18 protein-coding genes and 1 pseudogene are annotated in these 21,745 nt (G+C 39.6%); 10 read left to right on the top strand and 9 right to left on the bottom strand.

The window, feature by feature from the left end; genetic code table 11:
* The first annotated feature begins 25 nt into the window (after nt 1-25).
* The gene (gene mnmE / locus B9T24_RS14885; protein WP_086166500.1) at nt 26-1,381 is read left to right on the top strand and encodes a tRNA uridine-5-carboxymethylaminomethyl(34) synthesis GTPase MnmE; all 1,356 of its coding nucleotides are present in this window, start codon (nt 26-28) and stop codon (nt 1,379-1,381) included.
* A 236-nt stretch (nt 1,382-1,617) separates the two neighbouring features.
* On the opposite strand, the gene B9T24_RS14880 is transcribed toward mnmE, so the two are convergent.
* A complete protein-coding gene (locus tag B9T24_RS14880) occupies nt 1,618-2,784 on the bottom strand; it encodes an MFS transporter (protein ID WP_086166519.1) in 1,167 nt (388 codons plus the stop codon).
* A gap of 121 nt (nt 2,785-2,905) precedes the next feature.
* Nucleotides 2,906-3,172, bottom strand: a complete 267-nt coding sequence (locus B9T24_RS14875; protein ID WP_086166499.1) for a metal/formaldehyde-sensitive transcriptional repressor — start codon at nt 3,170-3,172, stop codon at nt 2,906-2,908.
* Nucleotides 3,173-3,229: 57 nt separating this feature from the next.
* On the opposite strand from B9T24_RS14875, the pseudogene dmeF reads away from it, so the two are divergent.
* A pseudogene (gene dmeF, locus B9T24_RS14870) lies at nt 3,230-4,202 on the top strand (CDF family Co(II)/Ni(II) efflux transporter DmeF).
* A 107-nt stretch (nt 4,203-4,309) separates the two neighbouring features.
* Entirely contained in the window at nt 4,310-5,011 is a 702-nt protein-coding gene (locus B9T24_RS14865; RefSeq protein WP_086166498.1) for a DsbC family protein, read from the top strand.
* A gap of 89 nt (nt 5,012-5,100) precedes the next feature.
* On the opposite strand, the gene B9T24_RS14860 is transcribed toward B9T24_RS14865, so the two are convergent.
* From B9T24_RS14860 to guaD, 3 genes are all read right to left on the bottom strand, one after another.
* Nucleotides 5,101-5,358, bottom strand: a complete 258-nt coding sequence (locus tag B9T24_RS14860; RefSeq protein WP_086166497.1) for a GlsB/YeaQ/YmgE family stress response membrane protein — start codon at nt 5,356-5,358, stop codon at nt 5,101-5,103.
* Between the two features lie 190 nt (nt 5,359-5,548).
* A complete protein-coding gene (gene hpt / locus B9T24_RS14855) occupies nt 5,549-6,076 on the bottom strand; it encodes a hypoxanthine phosphoribosyltransferase (protein ID WP_086166496.1) in 528 nt (175 codons plus the stop codon).
* A 222-nt stretch (nt 6,077-6,298) separates the two neighbouring features.
* Entirely contained in the window at nt 6,299-7,615 is a 1,317-nt protein-coding gene (gene guaD / locus B9T24_RS14845; protein ID WP_086166494.1) for a guanine deaminase, read from the bottom strand.
* Between the two features lie 104 nt (nt 7,616-7,719).
* Between guaD and B9T24_RS14840 the strand changes: the two genes are divergently transcribed.
* Nucleotides 7,720-8,289, top strand: coding sequence for a nucleotidyltransferase family protein (locus B9T24_RS14840; RefSeq protein ID WP_086166493.1), 570 nt, complete (start codon nt 7,720-7,722; stop codon nt 8,287-8,289).
* A gap of 151 nt (nt 8,290-8,440) precedes the next feature.
* On the opposite strand, the gene B9T24_RS14835 is transcribed toward B9T24_RS14840, so the two are convergent.
* On the bottom strand, nt 8,441-9,400 hold the full coding sequence (locus B9T24_RS14835; RefSeq protein ID WP_086166492.1) for a TerC family protein: 960 nt from the start codon (nt 9,398-9,400) through the stop codon (nt 8,441-8,443).
* A 318-nt stretch (nt 9,401-9,718) separates the two neighbouring features.
* Nucleotides 9,719-10,912: a sugar transporter gene (locus tag B9T24_RS14830; RefSeq protein ID WP_086166491.1), complete on the bottom strand. Its 1,194-nt coding sequence runs from the start codon at nt 10,910-10,912 to the stop codon at nt 9,719-9,721.
* A gap of 542 nt (nt 10,913-11,454) precedes the next feature.
* Between B9T24_RS14830 and B9T24_RS14825 the strand changes: the two genes are divergently transcribed.
* Complete coding sequence (locus tag B9T24_RS14825) at nt 11,455-11,739, top strand: GNAT family N-acetyltransferase (RefSeq protein ID WP_086166490.1); 285 nt, start codon at nt 11,455-11,457, stop codon at nt 11,737-11,739.
* A gap of 151 nt (nt 11,740-11,890) precedes the next feature.
* Here the strand turns inward: B9T24_RS14825 and mpl are convergent, their stop codons facing one another.
* A complete protein-coding gene (mpl, locus tag B9T24_RS14820; RefSeq protein ID WP_086166489.1) occupies nt 11,891-13,255 on the bottom strand; it encodes a UDP-N-acetylmuramate:L-alanyl-gamma-D-glutamyl-meso-diaminopimelate ligase in 1,365 nt (454 codons plus the stop codon).
* Between the two features lie 254 nt (nt 13,256-13,509).
* Here mpl and B9T24_RS14815 point away from each other — a divergent pair, with 254 nt between their 5' ends.
* The 4 genes from B9T24_RS14815 (at nt 13,510) to B9T24_RS14800 (ending at nt 17,878) form a co-directional block, all read left to right on the top strand.
* The gene (locus tag B9T24_RS14815) at nt 13,510-13,848 is read left to right on the top strand and encodes a DMT family protein (protein WP_086166488.1); all 339 of its coding nucleotides are present in this window, start codon (nt 13,510-13,512) and stop codon (nt 13,846-13,848) included.
* A 418-nt stretch (nt 13,849-14,266) separates the two neighbouring features.
* On the top strand, nt 14,267-14,791 hold the full coding sequence (gene purE / locus B9T24_RS14810) for a 5-(carboxyamino)imidazole ribonucleotide mutase (protein ID WP_086166487.1): 525 nt from the start codon (nt 14,267-14,269) through the stop codon (nt 14,789-14,791).
* A 15-nt stretch (nt 14,792-14,806) separates the two neighbouring features.
* A complete protein-coding gene (locus B9T24_RS14805) occupies nt 14,807-15,928 on the top strand; it encodes a 5-(carboxyamino)imidazole ribonucleotide synthase (protein WP_086166486.1) in 1,122 nt (373 codons plus the stop codon).
* A gap of 666 nt (nt 15,929-16,594) precedes the next feature.
* The gene (locus B9T24_RS14800; RefSeq protein WP_086166485.1) at nt 16,595-17,878 is read left to right on the top strand and encodes a lytic murein transglycosylase; all 1,284 of its coding nucleotides are present in this window, start codon (nt 16,595-16,597) and stop codon (nt 17,876-17,878) included.
* Between the two features lie 79 nt (nt 17,879-17,957).
* Here B9T24_RS14800 and B9T24_RS14795 read toward each other — a convergent pair whose 3' ends face one another.
* Entirely contained in the window at nt 17,958-19,085 is a 1,128-nt protein-coding gene (locus tag B9T24_RS14795) for an anhydro-N-acetylmuramic acid kinase (protein WP_086166484.1), read from the bottom strand.
* Between the two features lie 80 nt (nt 19,086-19,165).
* On the opposite strand from B9T24_RS14795, the gene tyrS reads away from it, so the two are divergent.
* Nucleotides 19,166-20,380 carry a tyrosine--tRNA ligase gene (gene tyrS, locus B9T24_RS14790; protein ID WP_086166483.1) on the top strand — a complete coding sequence of 405 codons (1,215 nt, stop codon included), beginning with the start codon at nt 19,166-19,168 and terminating at the stop codon, nt 20,378-20,380.
* Nucleotides 20,381-21,745: the final 1,365 nt, after the last annotated feature.

Here is a 21,745-nt window from a genome sequence, read left to right as displayed (position 1 = left end):
TTTAGGATTTTTTAAGGTGAATTTTATGCAAAACCGAACAACGATTGCTGCAATTGCGACTCCACCTGGGCGTGGCGGTGTCGGTGTCATTCGTCTGTCAGGTCCTAAATCCTATGCCATTGCCGAAGCTTTGACGCAGAAAAATCTACCGAAGGCACGCTTTGCTGGTTTTCGGCAGTTTTATGATGCTGCTGGTGAGGTGATGGATGAAGGCTTAGCGATTTGCTTTCCTAACCCACATTCATTTACAGGTGAAGATGTGGTGGAGTTGCAAGGGCATGGTGGTCCTGTCATTCAAAATGCTTTGCTGGCACGTTTGTTGGAACTGGGTGCAATTGCAGCCAAAGCTGGTGAGTTTTCGATGCGTGCTTTTGAAAATGGCAAGTTAGATTTAGTTCAAGCCGAAGCCATTGCTGACTTGATTGATGCAACCTCACAAGCAGCGGCTCGTTCTGCGGTACGTTCTTTACAAGGTGCATTTTCAACGCGTGTAAACACTGTGTTAGAAAAACTGATTCATTTGCGTTTACATGTTGAAGCTGCGATTGATTTCCCTGAAGAAGAAATCGATTTTTTGGCTGACGGTAAAATTTTAGCGCTACTACAAGATGTGCAAAGCTCGGTTACGGCAGTACAAGCCTCAGCACGTCAGGGTCGGTTGCTGCGTGAAGGTTTACAGGTGGTGATTGCAGGTAAACCCAATGCAGGAAAATCGTCGTTACTTAATACCCTAGCAGGAAATGAACGTGCCATTGTCACGGATATTGCGGGTACAACGCGTGATGTATTACATGAAAAAATTAGTTTAAATGGTTTGCCCATTACCCTTACAGATACTGCTGGTTTACGTGAAACGGGCGATATTGTCGAGAAAGAAGGTATTCGCCGCGCAATTAAAGAAATTGAACAAGCAGACTTGTTACTGTTGGTCTATGACTTAAGCCAAGGCGAAGACCCTTTGCAATTGGCACAGAATTATTTTGCTGAGCATCTTGAACCGAAACGCTTAATGTTAATTGCTAATAAGTGTGATTTAACCCATGCCCCAGCCGATATTGGTGATTATCAGGGTTTTCGTCATATCACGGTTTCTGCTAAGCAGGAAACAGGTGTTCAATCGCTTATAGATGCGATTACAGCGCATGCGGGTTTTCAACCAGAAGAAGATACCTTTATTGCACGTACACGCCATTTAGATGCAATGAAGCGTACACAGGTATATTTGGCTGAAGCGCATGAGCAGTTGGTGGTGTATCAAGCGGGTGAGTTAGTGGCTGAATCTTTGCGACTGGCACAAAATGCTTTGGCAGAAATTACCGGTGAATTTAGTGCTGATGATTTGCTAGGTAAAATTTTTGGATCTTTCTGTATTGGAAAGTAATGCATAAAAGAATCAATTGAAGGGCATATTTGATGCCCTTTTTTCTTTTTAAAACTGATCAACAGTCGATAGATGATGCCGCATGACAAGATCTAAGACAATTTATAGGTAAAGAGATACGGTAAAAAGTAAAACCATATTTACATCATAACATTGATGAAATTGTAGATTCTTTACCGTTAAAAATTTTCTAGAATTGATTAAAAAATGGACTTTATTTGAAGGCTGTTTTTTAATCATGCAATCTTTTTATGCCAAACAATTAAAGTTAAGCAGAGTAAACCAACGCCTATACAAAATCCTAAAATACCAGTGGTTAAACCAAAATGATCTGCTAAATAACCCACGGCAATAATTGGTACAATCGTGCCTAAATAACCAATAAATAGATAGGTCGACATTACAGCTGCACGGTTATCTGTGCTAGTCATTTGGTGAATTAAACCAAATGCACCTAACAAGCCTAGGCCATGCCCTATACCCAACAAAATATCGCTGACAAAGAACAAAATACTCCACTGCATACTCATGCATAAGCCGAGTAAAATAAAACTGAGCATTAAGGTCATCAACCCTAAAGTTAAGCTTTTAGCCGCAGTCAGATCTTTAGCAAAAAATTGCACTAAAGCAGAAATCAGTAAAATACTTGAAATTGCAGCCCCACTAATCAAAGGCCCATGCCAAGGAATTAAATCTTTAACAAAAGAAGGTGACAGCGATGCAAATAAACTAAAGGCTGCAAAAGCACAGAATGCGGTGAAGCCTGCAATAAAAAATAATGATTTATATTGGACTTCTGGTGTTTCTAAACGCGGTGCAATGGAAAAAGGTTGAGCTTTAAATTGTGGGACTTTTAGCCAAAACAAACCGAAAAAGCATGCAATTGCAGCCGCAATAATCGGTAAATAAGGCGTTGTTAAAGGGGAAGTCGAAAATTGTGCAATCAATCCACCAATAAATGGTCCCAATCCAAAACCAATCACCGTAATGATCGAACTTAACTGAGGTGCATTTGGCTTATGACGCTCTGGAATCGTCGTAATGAGGCCTAACATTGCTGAAGTGCTGATCAGTCCTGAAGCAATACCAATAATAAAGCGCCCAAAAGCCAACCAAGCTGCATTGGGTGCAATCGCGGAAATGGCTAAGCCTAAGATGACAAAAATGATGCCGATTTGTAAGGTGCGCAGAAATCCTAAACTGTTGCTGATACGACCTAGGAAGAGCAAGGTTGCCAGACAACCAAACATATAGGCGACAAAGATATAGGTAATATGGCTAGGGAGTAGATGCCAGAGTTCTTGATAAATGGGATATAAAGGACTGGCGAGTGCCGTTCCAATGGTTCCAATACAAAGTGCTAGGCTGACCATGAGAAAGGGTCGCCATGATTGTTGAGTCATCATGTCGGGTCACAAAAACACCCGCTAAATTTAAAAAATAGCGAACATTTGGAGAGAAATAAGAAGAGTTGTAGATTAGTTCTTCTTTAACGATCACGTCAATTTATAAGATGTAAATCATTTAACCATAACGCTTTAATAATTTTAAAAACTCAGCAAGTTCATGTTCATTCACTGCAGTTTGTTCCTTAATCACGTGATGGCGCAAATGTGATTCAATTAATTCATTCATTAAACCGTTTACCGCCCCTTTAATTGCAGCGACTTGCTGTAATACCGTAATACACGAGTTTTCAGGGCTATTTAAAGCTTGCTCTACTGCATTAATTTGCCCTTGTAAGCGTTTAACACGATTTTTAATTTTCTGATCTTGATGTAAATGAGCCAATACAATACTCCAAAAAAACCAATATACTGTGGGGGAGTATATTTCAGCACTAAGATTATGCAAAAAGCCCCACTCATACGATCACACACTCATCAGTTTGATGAAGGTAATCCCCTCGCACAAAAACGTATCCTCTTCGCGACTATTCTAACGGCAGTCATGATGTTATTAGAAGTGATTGGCGGTTGGATTTACAATTCAATGGCATTGCTTGCTGATGGTTGGCATATGAGTTCGCATATGTTGGCATTAGGCTTGGCTTATTTTGCCTATCGCTCTGCCCGTCATTATGCACAGGATAGCCGCTTTAATTTTGGGACATGGAAAATTGAAATTCTAGCGGGCTATAGCAGCGCTATTTTATTGATGGTGGTGGCACTATTTATGGCCTTTCAGTCTATAGAACGACTATTTAACCCTGTTGATATTCACTATAACCAAGCCATTCCAATTGCAATTTTGGGTTTGGTGATTAATCTGATCTGTGCTTGGCTACTGCATGATGGTCACCATCACCATCACCATCACCATCACCATCACCATCACCATCATGAGCATGAAAATGAGCATGCTCATATCCATCATGATTTAAATCAAAAAGCAGCTTTTATGCATGTGGTGGCGGATGCGGTTACTTCAATTTTTGCCATTATTGCTTTGTGCGCAGCGAAGTATTTAGATTGGGGCTTTCTTGATGCAGTATTGGGTATTGTGGGTTCAGTTTTGGTTGCAAAATGGGCGATTGGTCTGATACAAGAGACTGGAAAAACCTTGCTTGATGCAGAAATGAATCATCCCGTGGTCGAGGAAATTCGTGAAGTGATTGCTGAGTTTCCTCAGGCAGAGATTACCGATTTGCATGTATGGAAAGTTGGAAAAGGAAAGTTTTCTTGTATTTTGGCTTTAGTCACTGATGCTGAGTTAAATGCAGACCAAGTTCGTGAGGCTTTATCCATTCATGATGAAATCGTGCATATTTCAGTAGAAATAAATTTTCTGTAAAAATAGACATGTTCCACGTGAAACCTGAAGCATGCAATATGTTTGGTTTAAGTAATGATGGTTAAAAATGACTAAAGTTCTGGTTGGATTTTGAGTAGAATCGCATTGAATAATTTGAACCTTTGAGTAAAAAACATGATTAAAAAAACATTGGCATTGGCTTTCGTCAGCTTTATTTCAACCTTAAGTTTGGCCAATGTTGATACGGTCAAGACTAACCTTATGAAACAACATCCAAACTTGAAGATTGAAAATATTCAAGCCACCGAAATGAAAGGTATTTATAGTGGGTCGATGGATGGTCAAGTGGTATATGTTGGTGAAGATACCCAGCATATTTTAATTGGTTCAATGTTTCGTTTAAGTGATCAGAAAAATTTGACCAAAGATTTAATGCTCAAGCAAAATAGTATTGATTGGAAAAAATTGCCTTTGCAGGATGCTGTAAAAACGGTGCGAGGTAATGGTAAACGCCAGATCGCAGTCTTTTCTGATCCAAATTGTCCATATTGTAAACAGCTTGAGACTGAATTAACCAAGCTGAATGATGTCACGATTTATACTTTTATTTACCCGATTAAAACGCAATCTATTGCTGTTTCAAAACAGGTTTTCTGTGAAAAAGATCCTGCTTTAGCATGGTCAAATTTGATTGCCAAAGGCATTCAACCGAGTTCGAAAAAAACCTGTGCCAATCCAATTGAGCATAATTTAACTTTAGGTAAATCATTGGCTTTAAATGGTACGCCGGCGATTATTTTCTCCAATGGTTTTAAACTGATGGGTGCCTACCCTGCACAAGAAATAGAAAAAATGTGGCAAGAATTAGGCTTATAGAATGTAGTGCTTGCTGAACTAAAGCATAAAAAAGTACCTTTGCAGAAAGGTACTTTTTTATTTGATGAGTTGCGCGTTACAAAGTGTCTTTAGCCGCCAGATTTTTTCGAAACCAAGTTATAAAGAAATAAGATAATAATGGCTCCAATGACTGAGGCAATAAATCCAGCAGCAGAGTTTTCACCATAAAGTCCGAGCAAACGCCCACCATAAGTTGCTAATAAAGACCCTGCAATACCCAATAAAGCGGTAATCAAAAAACCTGCTTTATCATCTCCTGGATGAATGGCTCGAGCAATTAAGCCCGCAATAAAACCGACCACGATCGCAACGATGAGTGACCACATGTGTCTTCTCCTTTTTTATCGTTTGTTTATCTACTTTCAATTCGCTTTCATGTTCATAATTAATCATTTATCGAAAATGAAATAGATCAATCATGCTAATAACTGTTGTTTTTATGTTTGTTTGAAAATGTAATGAATAAAAAAAGTGGCCTTCGGCCACTTTAAGTCTTTCTTGGTCGCTATGGTGTGCTTATAGACCAATTTCACCAATAAAGGGAATATGGCGATATTTTTGGTCGAAGTCTAAGCCATAACCCACAATAAATTTATCTTCAACTTCAAAGCCTAGAAATTTCACATCAAGTTCGATTTCACGGCGTGAAGGTTTGCTGATTAAAGTACACAGTTCGATAGAATGAGGATTACGGGTGCTTAAAATTTCCAACACTTTGCTGAGGGTATTGCCCGAATCAATAATATCTTCAATAATCAGAACATCTTTACCGCGAATTTCGCCGTCTAAATCTTTTAAAATTTTGACATCACGTGTTGATGTCGTACCGCCACCGTAACTAGATACCGTCATAAAGTCGAGTTCATGCGGTTTACTAATGGTACGGCATAAATCAGCCATGAAAATAACTGAACCGCGAAGTAAACCAATCAGCACAAGTTCTTTGTCACTATGGGCATAGTGAGCATCAATTTTTGCACCAAGCTCTTTGACTTTAGCGTGAATTTCTTCCGCTGAGATCATTACGCTCATATGAATGGTCATGGGTAGATACCTAAAAGCAAATCAAAAAATAAAAAAGGTGTTGACCAGCAACACCTCAAAAGATGCTCTAATTTTAATACATCTACTCAAGAGATGCATCTTTTTTGCAGTTGAAAATGTATTCAGCCTTGAGTTGTACAGTCTCATACCTGATTTAAAAAGCACAATTCAGCACGATTAACATTAGCAATACATTCTTTTTACTGCCTCTTTTTTTAAGTTTTATGCTTTGATATAAACGGGTTCTCCATAAATATAAGTGGCATGGATATTACGATCATCGCCCATGGTCATCAGGGCAAATAAAGCATCTTCTATGCCTTTGGCACGTGCTTGGCGTAGGGCTTGTAAGGCGGTTGCTTTTAAATCTAATACAATAAAATCGGCTTCTTTACCCAGATTAAAATTCCCCAGTTTATCCGCCAGATCTAAGGCTTTGGCTCCACCTAAAGTCGCGTGATACAAAGATTCAAAAGCAGAAAGTTTATCGCCCTGAAGTTGTTGCACTTTGTAGGCTTCATTTAAGGTTTGTAGTTGGCTAAATGACGTGCCTGCACCAATGTCTGTGCCTAAGCCGACTTTGACTTGTTTTTCCCATGTTTTTTTCAAAGGAAATAAACCACTGCCTAAAAATAAATTAGAGGTTGGGCAAAAGGCAATTGCTGAATTGGTCTCATGCATACAGTCCCATTCTGCCTCTTCTAAATGGACACAATGGGCAAAGATCGAGCGCTGCCCTGTTAAACCATAATGATGATAAACATCTAAATAGCCTTGTTGTTCAGGGAACAATTCTTTAACCCAAGCAATTTCATTTTTGTTTTCGCTTAAGTGGGTATGTACATAGACCTCAGGATATTCCGCTTTTAACTGCCCTGCTTTTGCCAGTTGCTCAGGAGTCGAGGTCGGTGCGAAACGTGGCGTAATGGCATACAAGTTACGACCTTTGCCATGCCATTTTTCAATCAGTGCTTTAGAGTCGTTATAAGCACTTTCAGCTGTATCACATAAGTCTTCGGGCGCATGACGATCCATCATTACCTTCCCTGCAATTAAACGCATGTGATGCTGCTCTGCTGCTTCAAATAATGCATCAACCGATTCAGCATGTACGCTACAAAAAACTAAAGCAGTCGTGGTGCCATTTTTAAGCAGTTCTTGCACAAAAAATTGGGCGATTTGGTCTGCATAGTTTTTGTCTTTAAATTGCAATTCTGTTGGGAAGGTATAACTGTTGAGCCATTCGAGCAGTTGCTCGCCATAAGCACCGACCATTTCGGTTTGTGGGAAATGAATATGGGTATCAATAAAACCTGGCACAATCAGTTGCTCAGGATAATGCTCAAATGGTATATCTTCATTCAGCAAATGCTGCCCCTCTTGCCATGTGCCAAACCACGTGATTTTCCCTGCTGTGGTAATGACTAAACCATCTTCAAGGTAACGAATGGCTTGAGGAATATCTGCTGCTTGAGAAACCGTGTGTTGAATATCAAGAAAGCGACCACGAACGGCGCGTTGAGCCTGAATGGGAGACATACAATAACCTTTAACGTGTAATTTTTTCGATTGATTGTACCTGAAATTATTCTATTTTTAGGCATATTGAATGCCGATTGTGATGAGATCTCAAGGAGCAAAGGATGCCGTTGGCTGAAAACTATCAAAATCTGCTGAAGAAAAACCTTTTAAAGCATCGGGATCTTTATGCCAGATTGCTTTTTTTACGACAAGTGAAACCCGAGGCATTTTGTAGTGCAGGTGTGATTCGTAATCTTATTTGGTCTGTATTACATGATCAGCATTATGAACTTTCACAGACTGAAATTGATGTGATTTTTTATGATGCAGAAGATCTGTCTGGTTTTGAACAGCAGCATTTGGCTGAAATTTTAAAGCAGAAGTTTCCTGAAAATGACTGGGATGTCGTCAATCAGGCATGGGTTCACCAATGGTATACCACAGAAGATGGCGCTTCGATTCCACCGTTACAATCGATTCAACATGCATTGTCTTTATGGCCTGAAACGGCGACGGCAGTTGCTGTACGCTTATTGGAAAATAATGAGTTTGAAATTATTGCACCCTTTGGTCTAGATGATTTATTTGAGTTAAAACTAAGATGGAATGCTGCGTTGGTCAGTCATCATGTTTTTATGCAAAGAATGGAAGAAAAGCAGTTTTTGCGCAGATGGAACAAATTACGCTTGTGATGATGGATGCACTTTTAACCTGTTTATGAGCATGTTCCCGTATTGAACAGTGGCGGATTGCATTTTCGTATATCTGGTCTTGTCTTTAGTTTTTTATTTTGGGAGTAAAAAAGCCCTCCACGTGGGGAAGGCTTTTATGGTTAGCAAGACATTAAGACAGTGATTCTTGCTTCTTGTTATAGCGAATGGATAACCAAGCGGTAATGGCCAAAGTGATGACAATAAAGCCAAGTGAAATCCAAATTGGCATATGGAATACGTCTAGCATCAACATTTTAAAACCAATAAACAGCAAGATTATTCCTAGACCGTAGGGTAAATAGTGCATCTTTGATGCAGCCCCCGCCAGCAAGAAGAACATTGCGCGTAAACCTAAAATCGCCATTAAGTTTGCAGTTAAGACAATAAAGGGATCACTGGTGACTGCAAATATCGCAGGAATAGAGTCGACGGCAAAAATGACATCCGATGCTTCAACCAAAATTAACACCAGAAATAATGGCGTTGCCCATAACAGGCCATTTTGACGAACAAAGAACTTATCCCCTTCTAGCTTAGGTGTGATACGTATGTGCTTACGCAACCACTTTAAAATCGCCATATCTTCAATATTCGGATCTTCTTCATGTCCTTTTAAGAACTTAAAGCCGGTATAAACGAGGAATGCACCGAAAATATAAAGAACCCATGAGAACTCTTGTACGAACCATGCGCCAATAAAAATAAAGATGGTTCTGAGAACAATCGCGCCAAGTACGCCATAAAGCAGAATTTTACGTTGTAAAGCGGGTGGAATAGCGAAGGCAGCAAAAATCATTAACCAAACAAAGACATTATCAATCGCGAGAGATTTCTCTAACAGATAACCTGCAAAGTATTCCATGACTTTGGTATTTGCGATGGCGATGCCAGCGGTTTGTTGTAGGTAAAACCATAAGCCCCCACCAAATAGAACAGCGACAGAAACCCAAGCCATACTCCAGTACGCTGCGGTTTTAATTTTGACTTCTTGACCTTGTTTTTGTTTAAAGCCTAAAAAGTCGATGGTGAGCATGACGGCAACTAAACCGAAGAATGCTAAATACAGCCATAAATTGCCAATTGTTTCCATGTGAATCCTCCACATCTGACAACCGGCCATAAAAAAAACCTTGACCTGTTGCCAGATGATTTAAACATCTGTGTCAACATGATCAAGGTCTTGCCTACATCTGAATACCAATGTTTGGTTACTTCAGATGCTCAGATACCGACTTTTTGCAAAGTGTAATGACGATATTCTGACACGTCAGTCATTTAAAAAGATTAAATGGCTGACGTTTGAAGGAGGCTACTCCCCTTGTTCAACATAATTTAGTTTTGGATTAAATCCAAATATGGTTGAAGAATCGCATATTTATGGTCATTGTGCAAATTTTATCTGTAGTTGTTACAATTTCATAAAGTCTTTGCGCTGCACCAACACTAATGCCAAAACCATGCCGAAAACTGCGACTAAGCCGCCCACGAAGCCAATATAACTTAGGCCATAACGTGTGGTAACCCATCCACCCAATAATGCACCACCGCCAATGCCGACATTATAAAGACCTGAATAAATGGCCATAGCCACATCAGTTGCATCTGACGCAAGGTTGAGCGTTTTGGCTTGTAGGGCTAAGCTTAAGCCAATAATACCCATTCCCCAAAATAAGCTGAGCATATTTAAGCTGGTCATATTTTGTGCTAGAGGCAGCAACAGCAACATGGAAATGGCTAAACATAGACTGCTGAAAGGAATCGCAACTTTAGGATAGCGTGCACCAAATTTGCCAAATAAATAAGAACCTAAGAAACCTGCGGCACCATAAATCAGCAATAAAGTGGTGGTTTGTACTGAACTAAAATGTGCAATATTCAGGGTAAAGGGTTCGATATAACTATAAGCGGTAAATTGCGCGCTAATGATGATAATCGTCAATGCAAAGACCAGCATCAAGCTGGGGCGCTTAAATAGGATGCCAATACTTTTAAATGAACCTGAATTGATACTGGGCAGCTTCGGCAGCATTTTTGCCAAGGTCAGACAAATGAGTGCTGCACCAATGGCAATTAAAGCAAAGGTATTGCGCCAACCGTAGGCTTCACCAATCATGCGACCGAAAGGAATACCCAAAACCATGGCTAAAGCCGTTCCAGTTGCCAACAAACCTAAGGCTTGAAATTCTTTACCTTTGGGTGCGACACGAACGGCTAATGAAGCTGTAATTGACCAAAATAATGCATGTGCAAAAGCAATGCCGATTCGGCTTGTAAGCAGAATCTCAAAACTCCATGCAAAATAAGACAGCACATGACTAACAATAAAAACCACGAATAATGCGATTAACAAAAAGCGTCGTTCAATATTTTTGGTTATTAACATCATGGGCAATGAAATCAGTGCAACCACCCATGCATAAATGGTAATCATGATGCCTACATCTGTGGCAGGCATATTAAAACTCTGACCAATATCACTCAGCAATGCTACAGGAATAAATTCAGTGGTATTAAAAATAAAGGCAGCAAAAGCAAGGGTGATGACACAAATCCATTGGTGTGATGGATTGGGAGACGCTGTTTCTGAAGATGACATTGACATAAGTTTGGAAACTTAAATGAGCAGCGTTAAATTTTAGGCTTAAGTTGCAGACTTGTTAAGCTAAAATGTCGTGGAAAAGTAATGCTAAAAATAGTGAAAAGATGATCATTAGAATATTGCTTAGTTAATTTTTCTACTGAATTGATCGCTTATTTAAATGGGTTTTTTAACTTTTCTTTGTAAATTGACAATACTAGGCCGAGTGCAATACAAAACAAAAAAATGATCGCAATTAAATCAAGATCCATAAGCGTTAGTCTATAAAATTTACTGATCAATCTAAAGGTTTAAGATTTTGTTTTATATCCCTTTAATTGGGTATTTGTGATTAATTATACTCATATAAGTGACGTTGTATGGAGAGTGAATTAGTTTTTACTGATGATATGGGGCTGATTTTTATTGTGAAAATAAAAATATAAAGACTTTATCTTTTGATCAAATTTGTATTCGACAAAGATCCAACTATGCATGCTGTTTTATTTCGGTAAGATATGTTTTTAAGTATTAATAATTTAGAAACGAATAATTTAGAGGACGTTATGCAATTTCAACATTTAGATAATCAACAAAAAGGTGAATTCTTTTTAGACGATGCTCAAGGCAAACGCATTGCAGAAATGAGTTATGTGTGGCGTAGTGAAGATATTATTGTTGCAGATCATACTTGGGTGGATGATTCTTTGCGTGGGCAAGGTGCCGCGCGAAAATTACTGGATGTTTTGGTTGAATTTGCACGTGAAAAGCAGTTAAAGATTGTGCCGACTTGTTCTTATGTGGATACGATGTTTAAGCGTGATCAGAGTTTGGTGGATGTGGCTGCTTAATATATTTTTCGCATAAACAATAAATAGCTTCAAACAGTTTTCCTCGGATAGGAGTGACTGCTTTTATGTGAATTATAAAATGACAATAATTAAAAACTAAAAAGCCAATTCATATGTGTGAATTGGCTTTTTAGAATTACAGCGCTGAATTTTAAGCTTGTAACGCAGCAATCAATTTCTGATGTAACCCGCCAAAACCGCCATTCGACATAATCACCACAGCATCGCCCTCGCCTGCTTGATTGACCACTGTTTGAATAATATCGTCCAGTGAGCGAGCAACCACCGCTTTATTTGAAGCCGCTTCAATCACCGGTTGTAAATCCCAGTTTAAACCTTCAGGTTGATACCAAATCACTTCATCGGCCAAACGTGCAGAATGGGCTAAACCATCTTTATGGCTGCCCATACGCATGGTGTTGGAACGTGGTTCAATAATCGCCCAAAGTTTACGTTCGGCAAGGCGTTTACGTGCGCCGTCTAAAGTGGTTTCAATGGCTGTTGGATGATGCGCAAAGTCGTCATACACTTCAATGCCACGCACTGTACCCAACAATTCCATACGGCGTTTTACACCGCCAAAATTTGACAATGCTGCACAAGCAGTTTCAATCGAAACACCGACATGCTCAGCAGCGGCAATGGTCGCCAAAGCATTGGCAACGCTATGCTGCCCCGTCATATTCCATGTAACGATGCCTTTGACTACACCATTTTCTAGTACTTTAAAATGTGAACCATCAGCAGAAAGTTGTTCCGCAGAAAGCACGGCTTTGGCATTGGCTTCTAAACTGGTTCGAACCACAGGTGTCCAACAACCCATTTCGAGCACTTCATCAATATTGCTTTCCGTAATCGGGGCAATAATGCGACCTTCACTTGGAATGGTACGAACTAAATGATGGAATTGTTTTTGAATGGCAGCCAAGTCATCAAAAATGTCGGCATGGTCAAATTCAAGGTTGTTCAAAATCGCTGTTTTAGGATGGTAATGTACAAACTTAGAACGCTTGTCGAAGAATGCAGAATCGTATTCATCAGCTTCGACACAGAAGTATTTACCACCGCCCAAACGTGCACTTTCGCTAAAACCTAAAGGTACACCACCAATCAAGAACCCCGGATTTAAACCCGCTTGATCCAGTACCCAAGCCAGCATGGTTGTGGTTGTGGTTTTACCGTGAGTACCTGCAACCCCTAAAACATGTTTGCCTTGTAGAACATGATCGGCAAGAAATTGCGGACCTGAAATATACGGTAAGCCTTCATTGAGCATATATTCAATAGCATCAATGCCACGTTTCATCGCGTTGCCAACAATCACCAAATCAGGATGGGGTTGTAAATGGCTGCGGTCATAACCTTGCATTAAAGTAATGCCTGCATTTTCAAGCTGGGTCGACATCGGTGGATAGACATTTGCATCTGAACCCGTCACTTTATGACCTAAGTCACGCGCTAACAGCGCCAGTGAACCCATAAATGTGCCACAGATACCCAAAATATGCAGATGCATACACTTAACTCCGCTGTGTTTTAGACACATCACTTTTTTATTGTGCTGTTGTCGTGATTAATTTGATTTGAAAGCAACGATAGCAAGGGTTTCACTGAAAAGATAGTTTTTCTTGTATCTATTCATGGGATTGCAGGATGGGTTTTATGGTGTTGTTTGATGCATATTGTCGGGAAGAAAAATCAGCACTGAAATGACATGATTTTTTATTTAAAAAACGTAAAATATTCACGAGTGTTCCAGATAAATTCAGCATGTTATTTCCCCTGTTACTTTTAATTGTCTCGAATTGTTTTATGACTTTGGCTTGGTATGGTCATCTAAAATTTTTACATGGTGCGCCACTTTGGCAGGCGATTTTATTTGGTTGGCTGATTGCCCTGCTCGAATACAGTTTTATGATTCCTGCAACACGCTTGCTCGCGCAGCAAGGTTGGTCATTGGGCGAGATGAAAATCACGCAGGAAGTGGTGACTTTGCTGGTTTTTGTGCCTTTTATGATTTTTCTATTTAAACAGCCTTTTAAGTTGGATTATGTGTGGGCAGGATTGTGTCTTTTGGGCTGTGTCTATTTTGTTTTTAGAAATCAGTAAAACTTGATTTTATAAAAATGTGGTTTACACAACAAAGCCTTTTCAATGGTCCTTCAATTTTGGAAATAACCTTCGGTTCGACTTACTTTTGTTTTGGCAAAAGTAAGCAAAATCATTGTCATTCGCAAAACTCGTTAGATACCACCGAAAACTATATTAATCGCAGAAACATTACTTATTAAGTGTAGTCCTGCCTCAAACAGTTGCGAATGACATTTCCGCGTATCAATTTACTTTTAGGGTTTGAAATCAATTTCTTTATTATTTTCCAAAAAAATAGCGGAAATATAGCAGTACGGTATCTGTTAAATTTTGGTGAGACGAATTTTCAGTCTATAATAGCGAGCTTCTGATTCATGTAAAGCTTGGCTCTCGTCGAGATTTATCCTTCCTTACATTCGTTTATGGAATATTTGCAATGAATGCGGCCGCTGCACAAGACGCTCCTTTAGTTGGAATTATCATGGGTTCTCAATCTGATTGGGCAACTTTAGAACACACTGCCAATATGCTGAAACAGCTTGGTGTCCCTTTTGAAGCTGAAGTTGTTTCTGCCCATCGTACGCCTGATCGTTTATTCGAATATGCTGAAACAGCACGTGAACGTGGTATTCAGGTGATTATTGCGGGTGCAGGTGGTGCAGCACATTTACCGGGTATGTGTGCAGCGAAAACGGACTTACCTGTACTGGGTGTTCCTGTGAAATCGTCTATTTTAAATGGTGTCGATTCATTGCTTTCTATCGTGCAAATGCCTGCGGGTATTGCGGTCGGTACATTGGCGATTGGCCCTGCGGGTGCAACCAATGCGGCAATTATGGCAGCGCAAATTTTAGGTTTGACACGTCCTGAAATTGCAAAAAATGTTGCTGAGTTTCGTGATGCCCAAACTGAAAAAGTAGCAAGCAACAATATTCCGGGTCACATTCCGAGCCAAGCTTAAAACGGGACACATGTTATGGATAAAACCATCGGTATTTTTGGTGGTGGTCAACTTGGCCGTATGATGGCACAAGCTGCCCTACCACTGAATATTCAATGTACTTTCTTTGAAGCAAGCACAGATTGTCCATCGGCTGTATTGGGTCAGGTGATTTCAAGCAAAGCTGAAAATGGTTTACAGGATTTCATCAACAGTGCTGATGTATTTAGCTTAGAGTTTGAAAACACGCCCTTGGCTGATGTTGATGTATTGATCAAAAACAAAGATTTGCATCCACCGCGTCAAGCCTTAGCCATTGCACAACATCGTTTGTCAGAAAAAGCTTTGTTTGATGAATTAGATATTCCTGTTGCACCCTATCGTGCAGTGGATTCATTAGACAGCTTACAACAAGCGGTTGCTGAACTGGGTTTGCCGATTGTCCTGAAAACCACCACGGGTGGTTATGATGGTAAAGGTCAATTTGTGCTGCGTTCAGCAGATCAAATGGAACAAGCTTGGGCGGAATTGGGTCCAGCGGGTTCATTGATTGCAGAAAGCTTTGTGATGTTCTCTCGTGAAGTGTCAATTATTGCGGTGCGTGGTCAGAACGGTGATGTGAAAACTTGGCCGTTGGCTGAAAATCACCATCATAATGGTATTTTATCGCACTCGATTGTTCCTGCACCCAACAGTGCTGATTTACAGCCTGTGGCGCAGGATTACATCACTCGCCTGCTGAATCATTTGAATTATGTCGGTGTGTTGACACTGGAATTGTTTGTGACTGACAACGGTTTATATGCCAATGAAATGGCACCTCGTGTGCATAACTCAGGTCACTGGTCCATTGAAGGCGCTATCTGCTCGCAATTTGAAAACCATATACGTGCCGTTGCGGGTCTACCCCTTGGTTCAACGGATGTGGTTCGCCCGACCGTGATGATCAATATCATTGGCAAGCATCCAAAGTCTGAAGATGTATTGGCGCTTAATGGCGTACATTTACATCTATATAATAAGACTGAACGTGAAGGTCGTAAGATTGGTCACATCACGTTAATGCCAAATGACAGTGCTGAATTGACCACTTTGTGTCGCCAATTGGCGAAAATTTTGCCAGAGCCATTGGCACTTACTCAAGATATGAGCATTTAATCCTTCGATTGAATGGAAAAAAAGCGGTCATGCCAATGACCGCTTTTTTTATGCCTGAAGTTCGGGCATGATTGCGCCTCTTTTGAACGAGCACCGCATTTACTGGAACAAAATAAAAATAACAGCATGCCATTGATGCAATAGTTCAGAAATATTCTGCATAAAAAACCAACACAAAAAAAATCTGCTGTATTTAATTTTTACTGAGGTAGAGCAGCGCAGATTTTTTAAATTCAAAAGATAAAAATAAATTTAAAATGATCTCAATTTGAATTCAAAAGCCATGATTTTGAATTTAAAAAATATGAATTCAAAGTGATATTTGCATGATGAATTCAAACTTTAAATTTAAAAATAAGTTTTGAATTTAAAGTTTTATTTGTGTAAAAACCTATAAAGCATAAAGAAATCAACTTATCCACAGTGTGTTTGAATTTAAAAAGTCTATTTAAATTTAAATATGCGAATTTGAATTTATATTTTGGCTGATTTTGAATTTAAATTTTAAAAAAAGTGGGTGTTGTGGATAACTTTTTAAATTTAAAAAGGTAAATATGAATTTAAAACAAAAGGAATGAATTTAAATTTACGATTTGATTCAGACGTTCTGGATTGATGATGGTATGGTAAAAACATAATTTAAATTCAAATACCATTAGGGATACTATGCGTCGCTTAGCTTTCGTTTTAGGTTCAGTTTTTTTAGCCATGACTCAGGCCAAGGCTGAGTTGATTATTAATGGTCAAAGTATTTCTTCTTCGCCATCCAGTTTTAATACAGCATCTGCACCACAAAATAATTTTCAGCAATGTCTGACTAATTTACGTTCTCAAGCAATTGGTTCGGGTGTAACGGGTTTGACCTATGATCGTTATACGCAAAATTTAACCCCAGATTATTCAGTGATTGAAAAACTGAACTATCAACCTGAATTTTCTACCCCGATTTGGGATTATTTATCCGGTTTGGTGGATGAAGAGCGTGTGCAATTGGGGCAGCAAAAATTGGCACAACATCGTGAGGTGCTAAATCGTGTTGCAGCCACCTATGGCGTACCCGCTGAAACCGTGGTGGCGGTTTGGGGGGTGGAGAGTAATTTTGGTCAAATTTCGGGCAGTTATCCTTTATTACAAGCTTTGGGCACTTTAAGCTGTGAAGGTCGTCGTCAAAGTTTTTTCCGTGGTGAGTTTTTTACCACCATGCGAATTTTACAACGCGGTGATTTAACTGAAGCGCAGATGAAAGGCTCGTGGGCAGGCGCATTTGGTCATACCCAGTTTATGCCTTCAACCTATGAAGAATTGGCAGTGGATTTTGATGGCGATGGCCGTCGTGATTTGGTTTCCAGTACCTCGGATGCCTTGGCTTCTACTGCAAATTTCTTAAAAAAACGTGGTTGGCAAACCGGTATGCCTTGGGGTTTTGAAGTGCGCATTCCAGATGATCTGTCAATTGGTGGAGAAAGTCGTCGCAATAAAAAGTCTTTAAGTAGCTGGATGAGTCGTGGTGTGGCTCGTGCGGATGGGAGCGCTTTAATTCAAGGGAATTTATCGAGCAGTAGTGCCGCTGGACTGATGGCACCTGCTGGCGCGAATGGTCCAGTCTTTCTTGTCTTTAAAAATTTCGATGCTATATATAGTTATAACGCTGCGGAAAGTTATGCCTTAGCCATTGCGCATTTGTCTGATCGCTTACAAGGCGGTGGTAGTTTTAGTCAAACTTGGCCGACTGATGATGCGGGTACTTCACGGGCAGAACGTCGTGAAATTCAGCAGTTTTTGCTTAATAAAGGTTATGACATTGGCGCAGTCGATGGATTGATTGGCGATAAAAGTCGTCAAGCAATTCGTCAGGAGCAGATTCGTTTGGGGCTTAGTCCAACAGGGCGCGCGGGACAACAAATTTTAGCTGCTTTTCGCAATGAAAATGCCCAAAAAATGATGCGATAAAATCAATGGTTTTAAGATGTTAATCTAAGAATCAAAAAAGGTCTGTATAAAGCAGACCTTTTATTTTGGGTGTTTTTACTTATACCGCAGTAATGCTACCTAAAATTCGATAGCCTGCTGCGCCCGTGACCGTAGGTAAGTTGCCACTTTTTTGATTGACAAAGCGCATCGCCAGCCAAGCAAAAGCAGTGGCTTCCACCCATGTCGGGGCTAAGCCAATTGCGGATGTGGTTTGAACAGACCAATTGTGTTTACGTAACCGCCAGCGCAGTTGTTCAAGTAAATGTGAATTATAGGCACCACCACCACAGACATAGACTTCACCGGTATCCATGTTTGAACGATAAATGGCTTTTTTAATCGCACGCGTGGTGAGTTTGAGTAAAGTCGCTTGAATATTTTCAGGAATATCTTCTAATTCGTTATATTCAAGATCATTGTGCCAATCGGCAATTTGTTCATCCAACCATTCTAGGTTGAAATCTTCACGGCCTGTGCTTTTCGGTGGTTCTTTAGAAAAATATTCGTGTGCTTGTAAGCGGTCGAGCAAGCTGCGAATCGGTTGACCGTAGGCTGCCCAATTGCCATTTTCATCATAGGGTTGTCCAGTATAACGATGACACCAAGCATCCATTAAAATATTGGCTGGGCCAGTATCAAAACCAAACACACCGTCTGGGTTGCCTGCGGGCAACATACTGACATTGGCAATGCCGCCGAGGTTTAAAATGACGCGGTGAATACTGGAATGTTGAAATAAGGCTTGATGAAATGCAGGCACCAACGGTGCGCCTTGACCACCCGCTGCCATATCACGACGTCGAAAATCTGAAATTACAGGGATTTTAGTCATTTCAGTAATGATATTGGGGTCACCAATTTGCAACGTAAAACCATGTTCAGGACGGTGACGAATGGTTTGTCCATGTGAACCAATCGCTTTGATTTGGCTACGATCTAAATGATTTTTTTCAATCAGCTCATTAATGCCACTGCCAATCATTTGAGCTAAAGCAACATCTGCTTTGCCCATGCGATCAATTTCATTGTCATTCGGTAAGGTCAGTGCCATCAGCTCATCATGTAAGTCTGGATCAAATGGCAAGGTCAGGGTGGCATGAAGCTGCAAAGGATCAAATGAAGCAGCAACGATGTCAACGCCATCCATGCTGGTGCCAGTCATTACCCCAATATAGATCGCTGTCATGATGATAGTTAAGCCTGCATTGTGCTGAAAAAGTGTTAGTATATCGCACAAATTGTATAACAGATGTATTGGGTTTTGTGATGTCAAATTTCCTGCCGGCTGAAGAACAACTTGCCCTCATTCAACGAGGCACTCATGAAATTATTTCTGAAGAGGATCTGTTAAAGAAACTTAAAGAAAATCGTCCCTTAAAAATTAAAGCGGGCTTTGATCCAACAGCACCAGACCTACATTTAGGTCACACTGTACTGATTAATAAGCTAAAAGTGTTCCAAGATTTGGGGCATGAAGTGACGTTTTTGATTGGTGATTACACCGCCATGATTGGTGACCCAACAGGTAAAAGTGCAACGCGTCCACCCTTGTCACGTGAACAAGTGTTGGAAAATGCCAAAACGTATCAAGAACAAGTCTTTAAAATTCTTGACCCAAATAAAACCAAAGTGCGTTTTAACTCTGAATGGTTTGCCGAAAAAACGGCTGCTGACCTGATTCAATTGGCTTCACAGCAAACGGTTGCTCGTATGCTTGAGCGCGATGACTTTACCAAGCGTTACAACAACCATCAACCGATTGCGATTCACGAATTTTTGTATCCGTTGGTTCAGGGTTATGACTCAATTGCTTTAGAGGCCGATGTAGAGTTGGGTGGTACAGACCAAACCTTTAACTTGTTAATGGGTCGTACGCTGCAAGGTCGTTATGATCAAGAAGCACAAGTCTGTATTACCGTGCCAATTCTTGAAGGTTTAGATGGCGTCAATAAAATGTCTAAATCTTTGGGCAACTATATTGGCGTATTTGATGCACCAGGTGCAATGTATCAAAAAGTACTTTCAATGCCTGATAGTTTGATTGAACGCTATTTCGATCTTTTAAGTTTCAAATCACTCGATGAAATTGCCGTGTTGTTGAAGGATGTGGCAGAAGGTCGTAATCCTCAAGAAGTGAAAAAGATTCTTGCGCTTGAATTGGTTGAGCGTTTTCATGGTGCAGATGCTGCTGCCAATGCGCATAAAGGTGCAGGGAATATCATTACGGAAGGTGAATTGCCTGAAGGCACACCTGAAGTCACGATTTCTCGTGGTGAATTTGGTGGTGAAATGTTTATTGCTTCTATTGTGCGTGCAGCCGGTTTAACTAAAAATGCAGCCCAAGCTAAAGATGCAGTTGCACGTGGTGCAGTGAAAGTCGACTGGGCAGTGGTTGATGTTGATTTTTCTGTTACTGAGAACAAAACTTATATTATTCAAGCAGGTAAGAAAGCGATTGCGAAAGTTACATTTGTTGACTAAATCAGCATACTTGCATTGAAATAAAAGCAGGCTTCGGTCTGCTTTTTATTTATCAAATTCTTAATAAGTTATGTAGATAAGCAAAGTAAAAAAAACCTTATAAAAACAAGAGTTAAATTTTTCCATTCGTATTGCATTTCTATATGCTTATGTATAAGATTTATTCATCTAGCTGTTGTGTAGAAAGCATAGTTAGAGAGTGATTTTATAAAAAGCTCCACGGTTTTAAGTCTTTCCCCCGAGAGACTTTTTTAACGATATATGTAGATAACTATAATAATGACATCTATGGATCTAATAATGATCTAACTTCAAGGGAGAGATTTTGGGAGAGATCTCTTTCTTTTTTTCTATCTAAAATTTAATGAAGTCTAATTTAGGCGAATCTGTTCAGCTAAAAAGAATAGAAAATTCAGTTGCGTGAAATTTTTTTGGTTGATTTGTAGATTTAGTTTTATCGGTATTACGCCATTCAAGGATATCAAACTGAGTTTAGGCGAATTATTTTGATTAAGCTGCTGACACATAACACAGCGATAATGCTTCCTTCACGAATGCTAAGCATGTTGTTTAGATATCTGATTGTATTTACCTTTATAAAATAGACATTTAACGCACTCATTTTTTAGCGCTATAAATTCCCGAGGGGAGTTTTATTTTTAAAATATGATATATGGGTGACTGTAATTGTAGTCTCTAACTCAGATTGGTAGGTAATAACTAAAGTACAGCTCTAGTCTTGAGCATAATTCAAAGCATACAGAAGATAAACTTTTAGTGGGGAATATTAGGATCTCTTTTACCTTTGCGAACCTTGGAATGTTTGTTGGTAAAAATTATGCGTGGGAAAGTTTCTTTAAAGTAGTGGCGTAATATTTGAGTAATGCTAAAGCAGAATAAATTAGGCAGCTAACCAGCCCTATTTTTCAATTCAATAAAAAGCGACTTAATCTATATGTGGTTTATATGCTGTTTAAAGGCGAGAAGGTCTTTAATAATAAGCATGCTGAAAATAAATTTTTATAAAAATGAGTTTTTTTAGGGTTAAAACGCCTAAAAAATAGCTATAAAAACGGTTTTTTTGCAGTTTTTGCTGAAAAAAAAGACACACGTGAAGAATAAGTGAATTTAGGGGTTGCGCAGGATTGGAAACTGTATAGAATACGCAGCATCCCGACGAGATAGCCGGAAACAAGCGAAGCACGAAGTGCTGAGATGTTAAGGATTATCAAGTTGAGCGACTTAATTACTGACGAAGTATTAAGAAGATCATTAAGAGATTATGAAGAACAACTTGTGTGGATTTTTACTGGTTGATTGATCGAAATTATTTTCATTGATTGATGGTAGAAATTACTCGAAGTT

Origin of the sequence: Acinetobacter sp. ANC 4654 (assembly GCF_002135425.1) — a bacterium.
Taxonomy (GTDB): domain Bacteria; phylum Pseudomonadota; class Gammaproteobacteria; order Pseudomonadales; family Moraxellaceae; genus Acinetobacter; species Acinetobacter kyonggiensis.
Note: the sequence above shows the minus strand (reverse complement) of the source record. Positions and strands in the feature narration are given on the sequence as shown.

Excerpts from the sequence above, each read along its gene's own strand:
- mnmE (WP_086166500.1), top strand. The coding sequence starts at position 26 with ATGCAAAACCGAACAACGATTGCTGCAATTGCGACTCCACCTGGGCGT.
- B9T24_RS14880 (WP_086166519.1), bottom strand. The coding sequence starts at position 2,784 with ATGACTCAACAATCATGGCGACCCTTTCTCATGGTCAGCCTAGCACTT.
- B9T24_RS14865 (WP_086166498.1), top strand. The coding sequence starts at position 4,310 with ATGATTAAAAAAACATTGGCATTGGCTTTCGTCAGCTTTATTTCAACC.
- B9T24_RS14860 (WP_086166497.1), bottom strand. The coding sequence starts at position 5,358 with ATGTGGTCACTCATCGTTGCGATCGTGGTCGGTTTTATTGCGGGCTTA.
- hpt (WP_086166496.1), bottom strand. The coding sequence starts at position 6,076 with ATGACCATTCATATGAGCGTAATGATCTCAGCGGAAGAAATTCACGCT.
- guaD (WP_086166494.1), bottom strand. The coding sequence starts at position 7,615 with ATGTCTCCCATTCAGGCTCAACGCGCCGTTCGTGGTCGCTTTCTTGAT.
- B9T24_RS14840 (WP_086166493.1), top strand. The coding sequence starts at position 7,720 with ATGCCGTTGGCTGAAAACTATCAAAATCTGCTGAAGAAAAACCTTTTA.
- B9T24_RS14835 (WP_086166492.1), bottom strand. The coding sequence starts at position 9,400 with ATGGAAACAATTGGCAATTTATGGCTGTATTTAGCATTCTTCGGTTTA.
- B9T24_RS14830 (WP_086166491.1), bottom strand. The coding sequence starts at position 10,912 with ATGTCAATGTCATCTTCAGAAACAGCGTCTCCCAATCCATCACACCAA.
- B9T24_RS14825 (WP_086166490.1), top strand. The coding sequence starts at position 11,455 with ATGCAATTTCAACATTTAGATAATCAACAAAAAGGTGAATTCTTTTTA.
- mpl (WP_086166489.1), bottom strand. The coding sequence starts at position 13,255 with ATGCATCTGCATATTTTGGGTATCTGTGGCACATTTATGGGTTCACTG.
- B9T24_RS14815 (WP_086166488.1), top strand. The coding sequence starts at position 13,510 with ATGTTATTTCCCCTGTTACTTTTAATTGTCTCGAATTGTTTTATGACT.
- purE (WP_086166487.1), top strand. The coding sequence starts at position 14,267 with ATGAATGCGGCCGCTGCACAAGACGCTCCTTTAGTTGGAATTATCATG.
- B9T24_RS14805 (WP_086166486.1), top strand. The coding sequence starts at position 14,807 with ATGGATAAAACCATCGGTATTTTTGGTGGTGGTCAACTTGGCCGTATG.
- B9T24_RS14800 (WP_086166485.1), top strand. The coding sequence starts at position 16,595 with ATGCGTCGCTTAGCTTTCGTTTTAGGTTCAGTTTTTTTAGCCATGACT.
- B9T24_RS14795 (WP_086166484.1), bottom strand. The coding sequence starts at position 19,085 with ATGACAGCGATCTATATTGGGGTAATGACTGGCACCAGCATGGATGGC.
- tyrS (WP_086166483.1), top strand. The coding sequence starts at position 19,166 with ATGTCAAATTTCCTGCCGGCTGAAGAACAACTTGCCCTCATTCAACGA.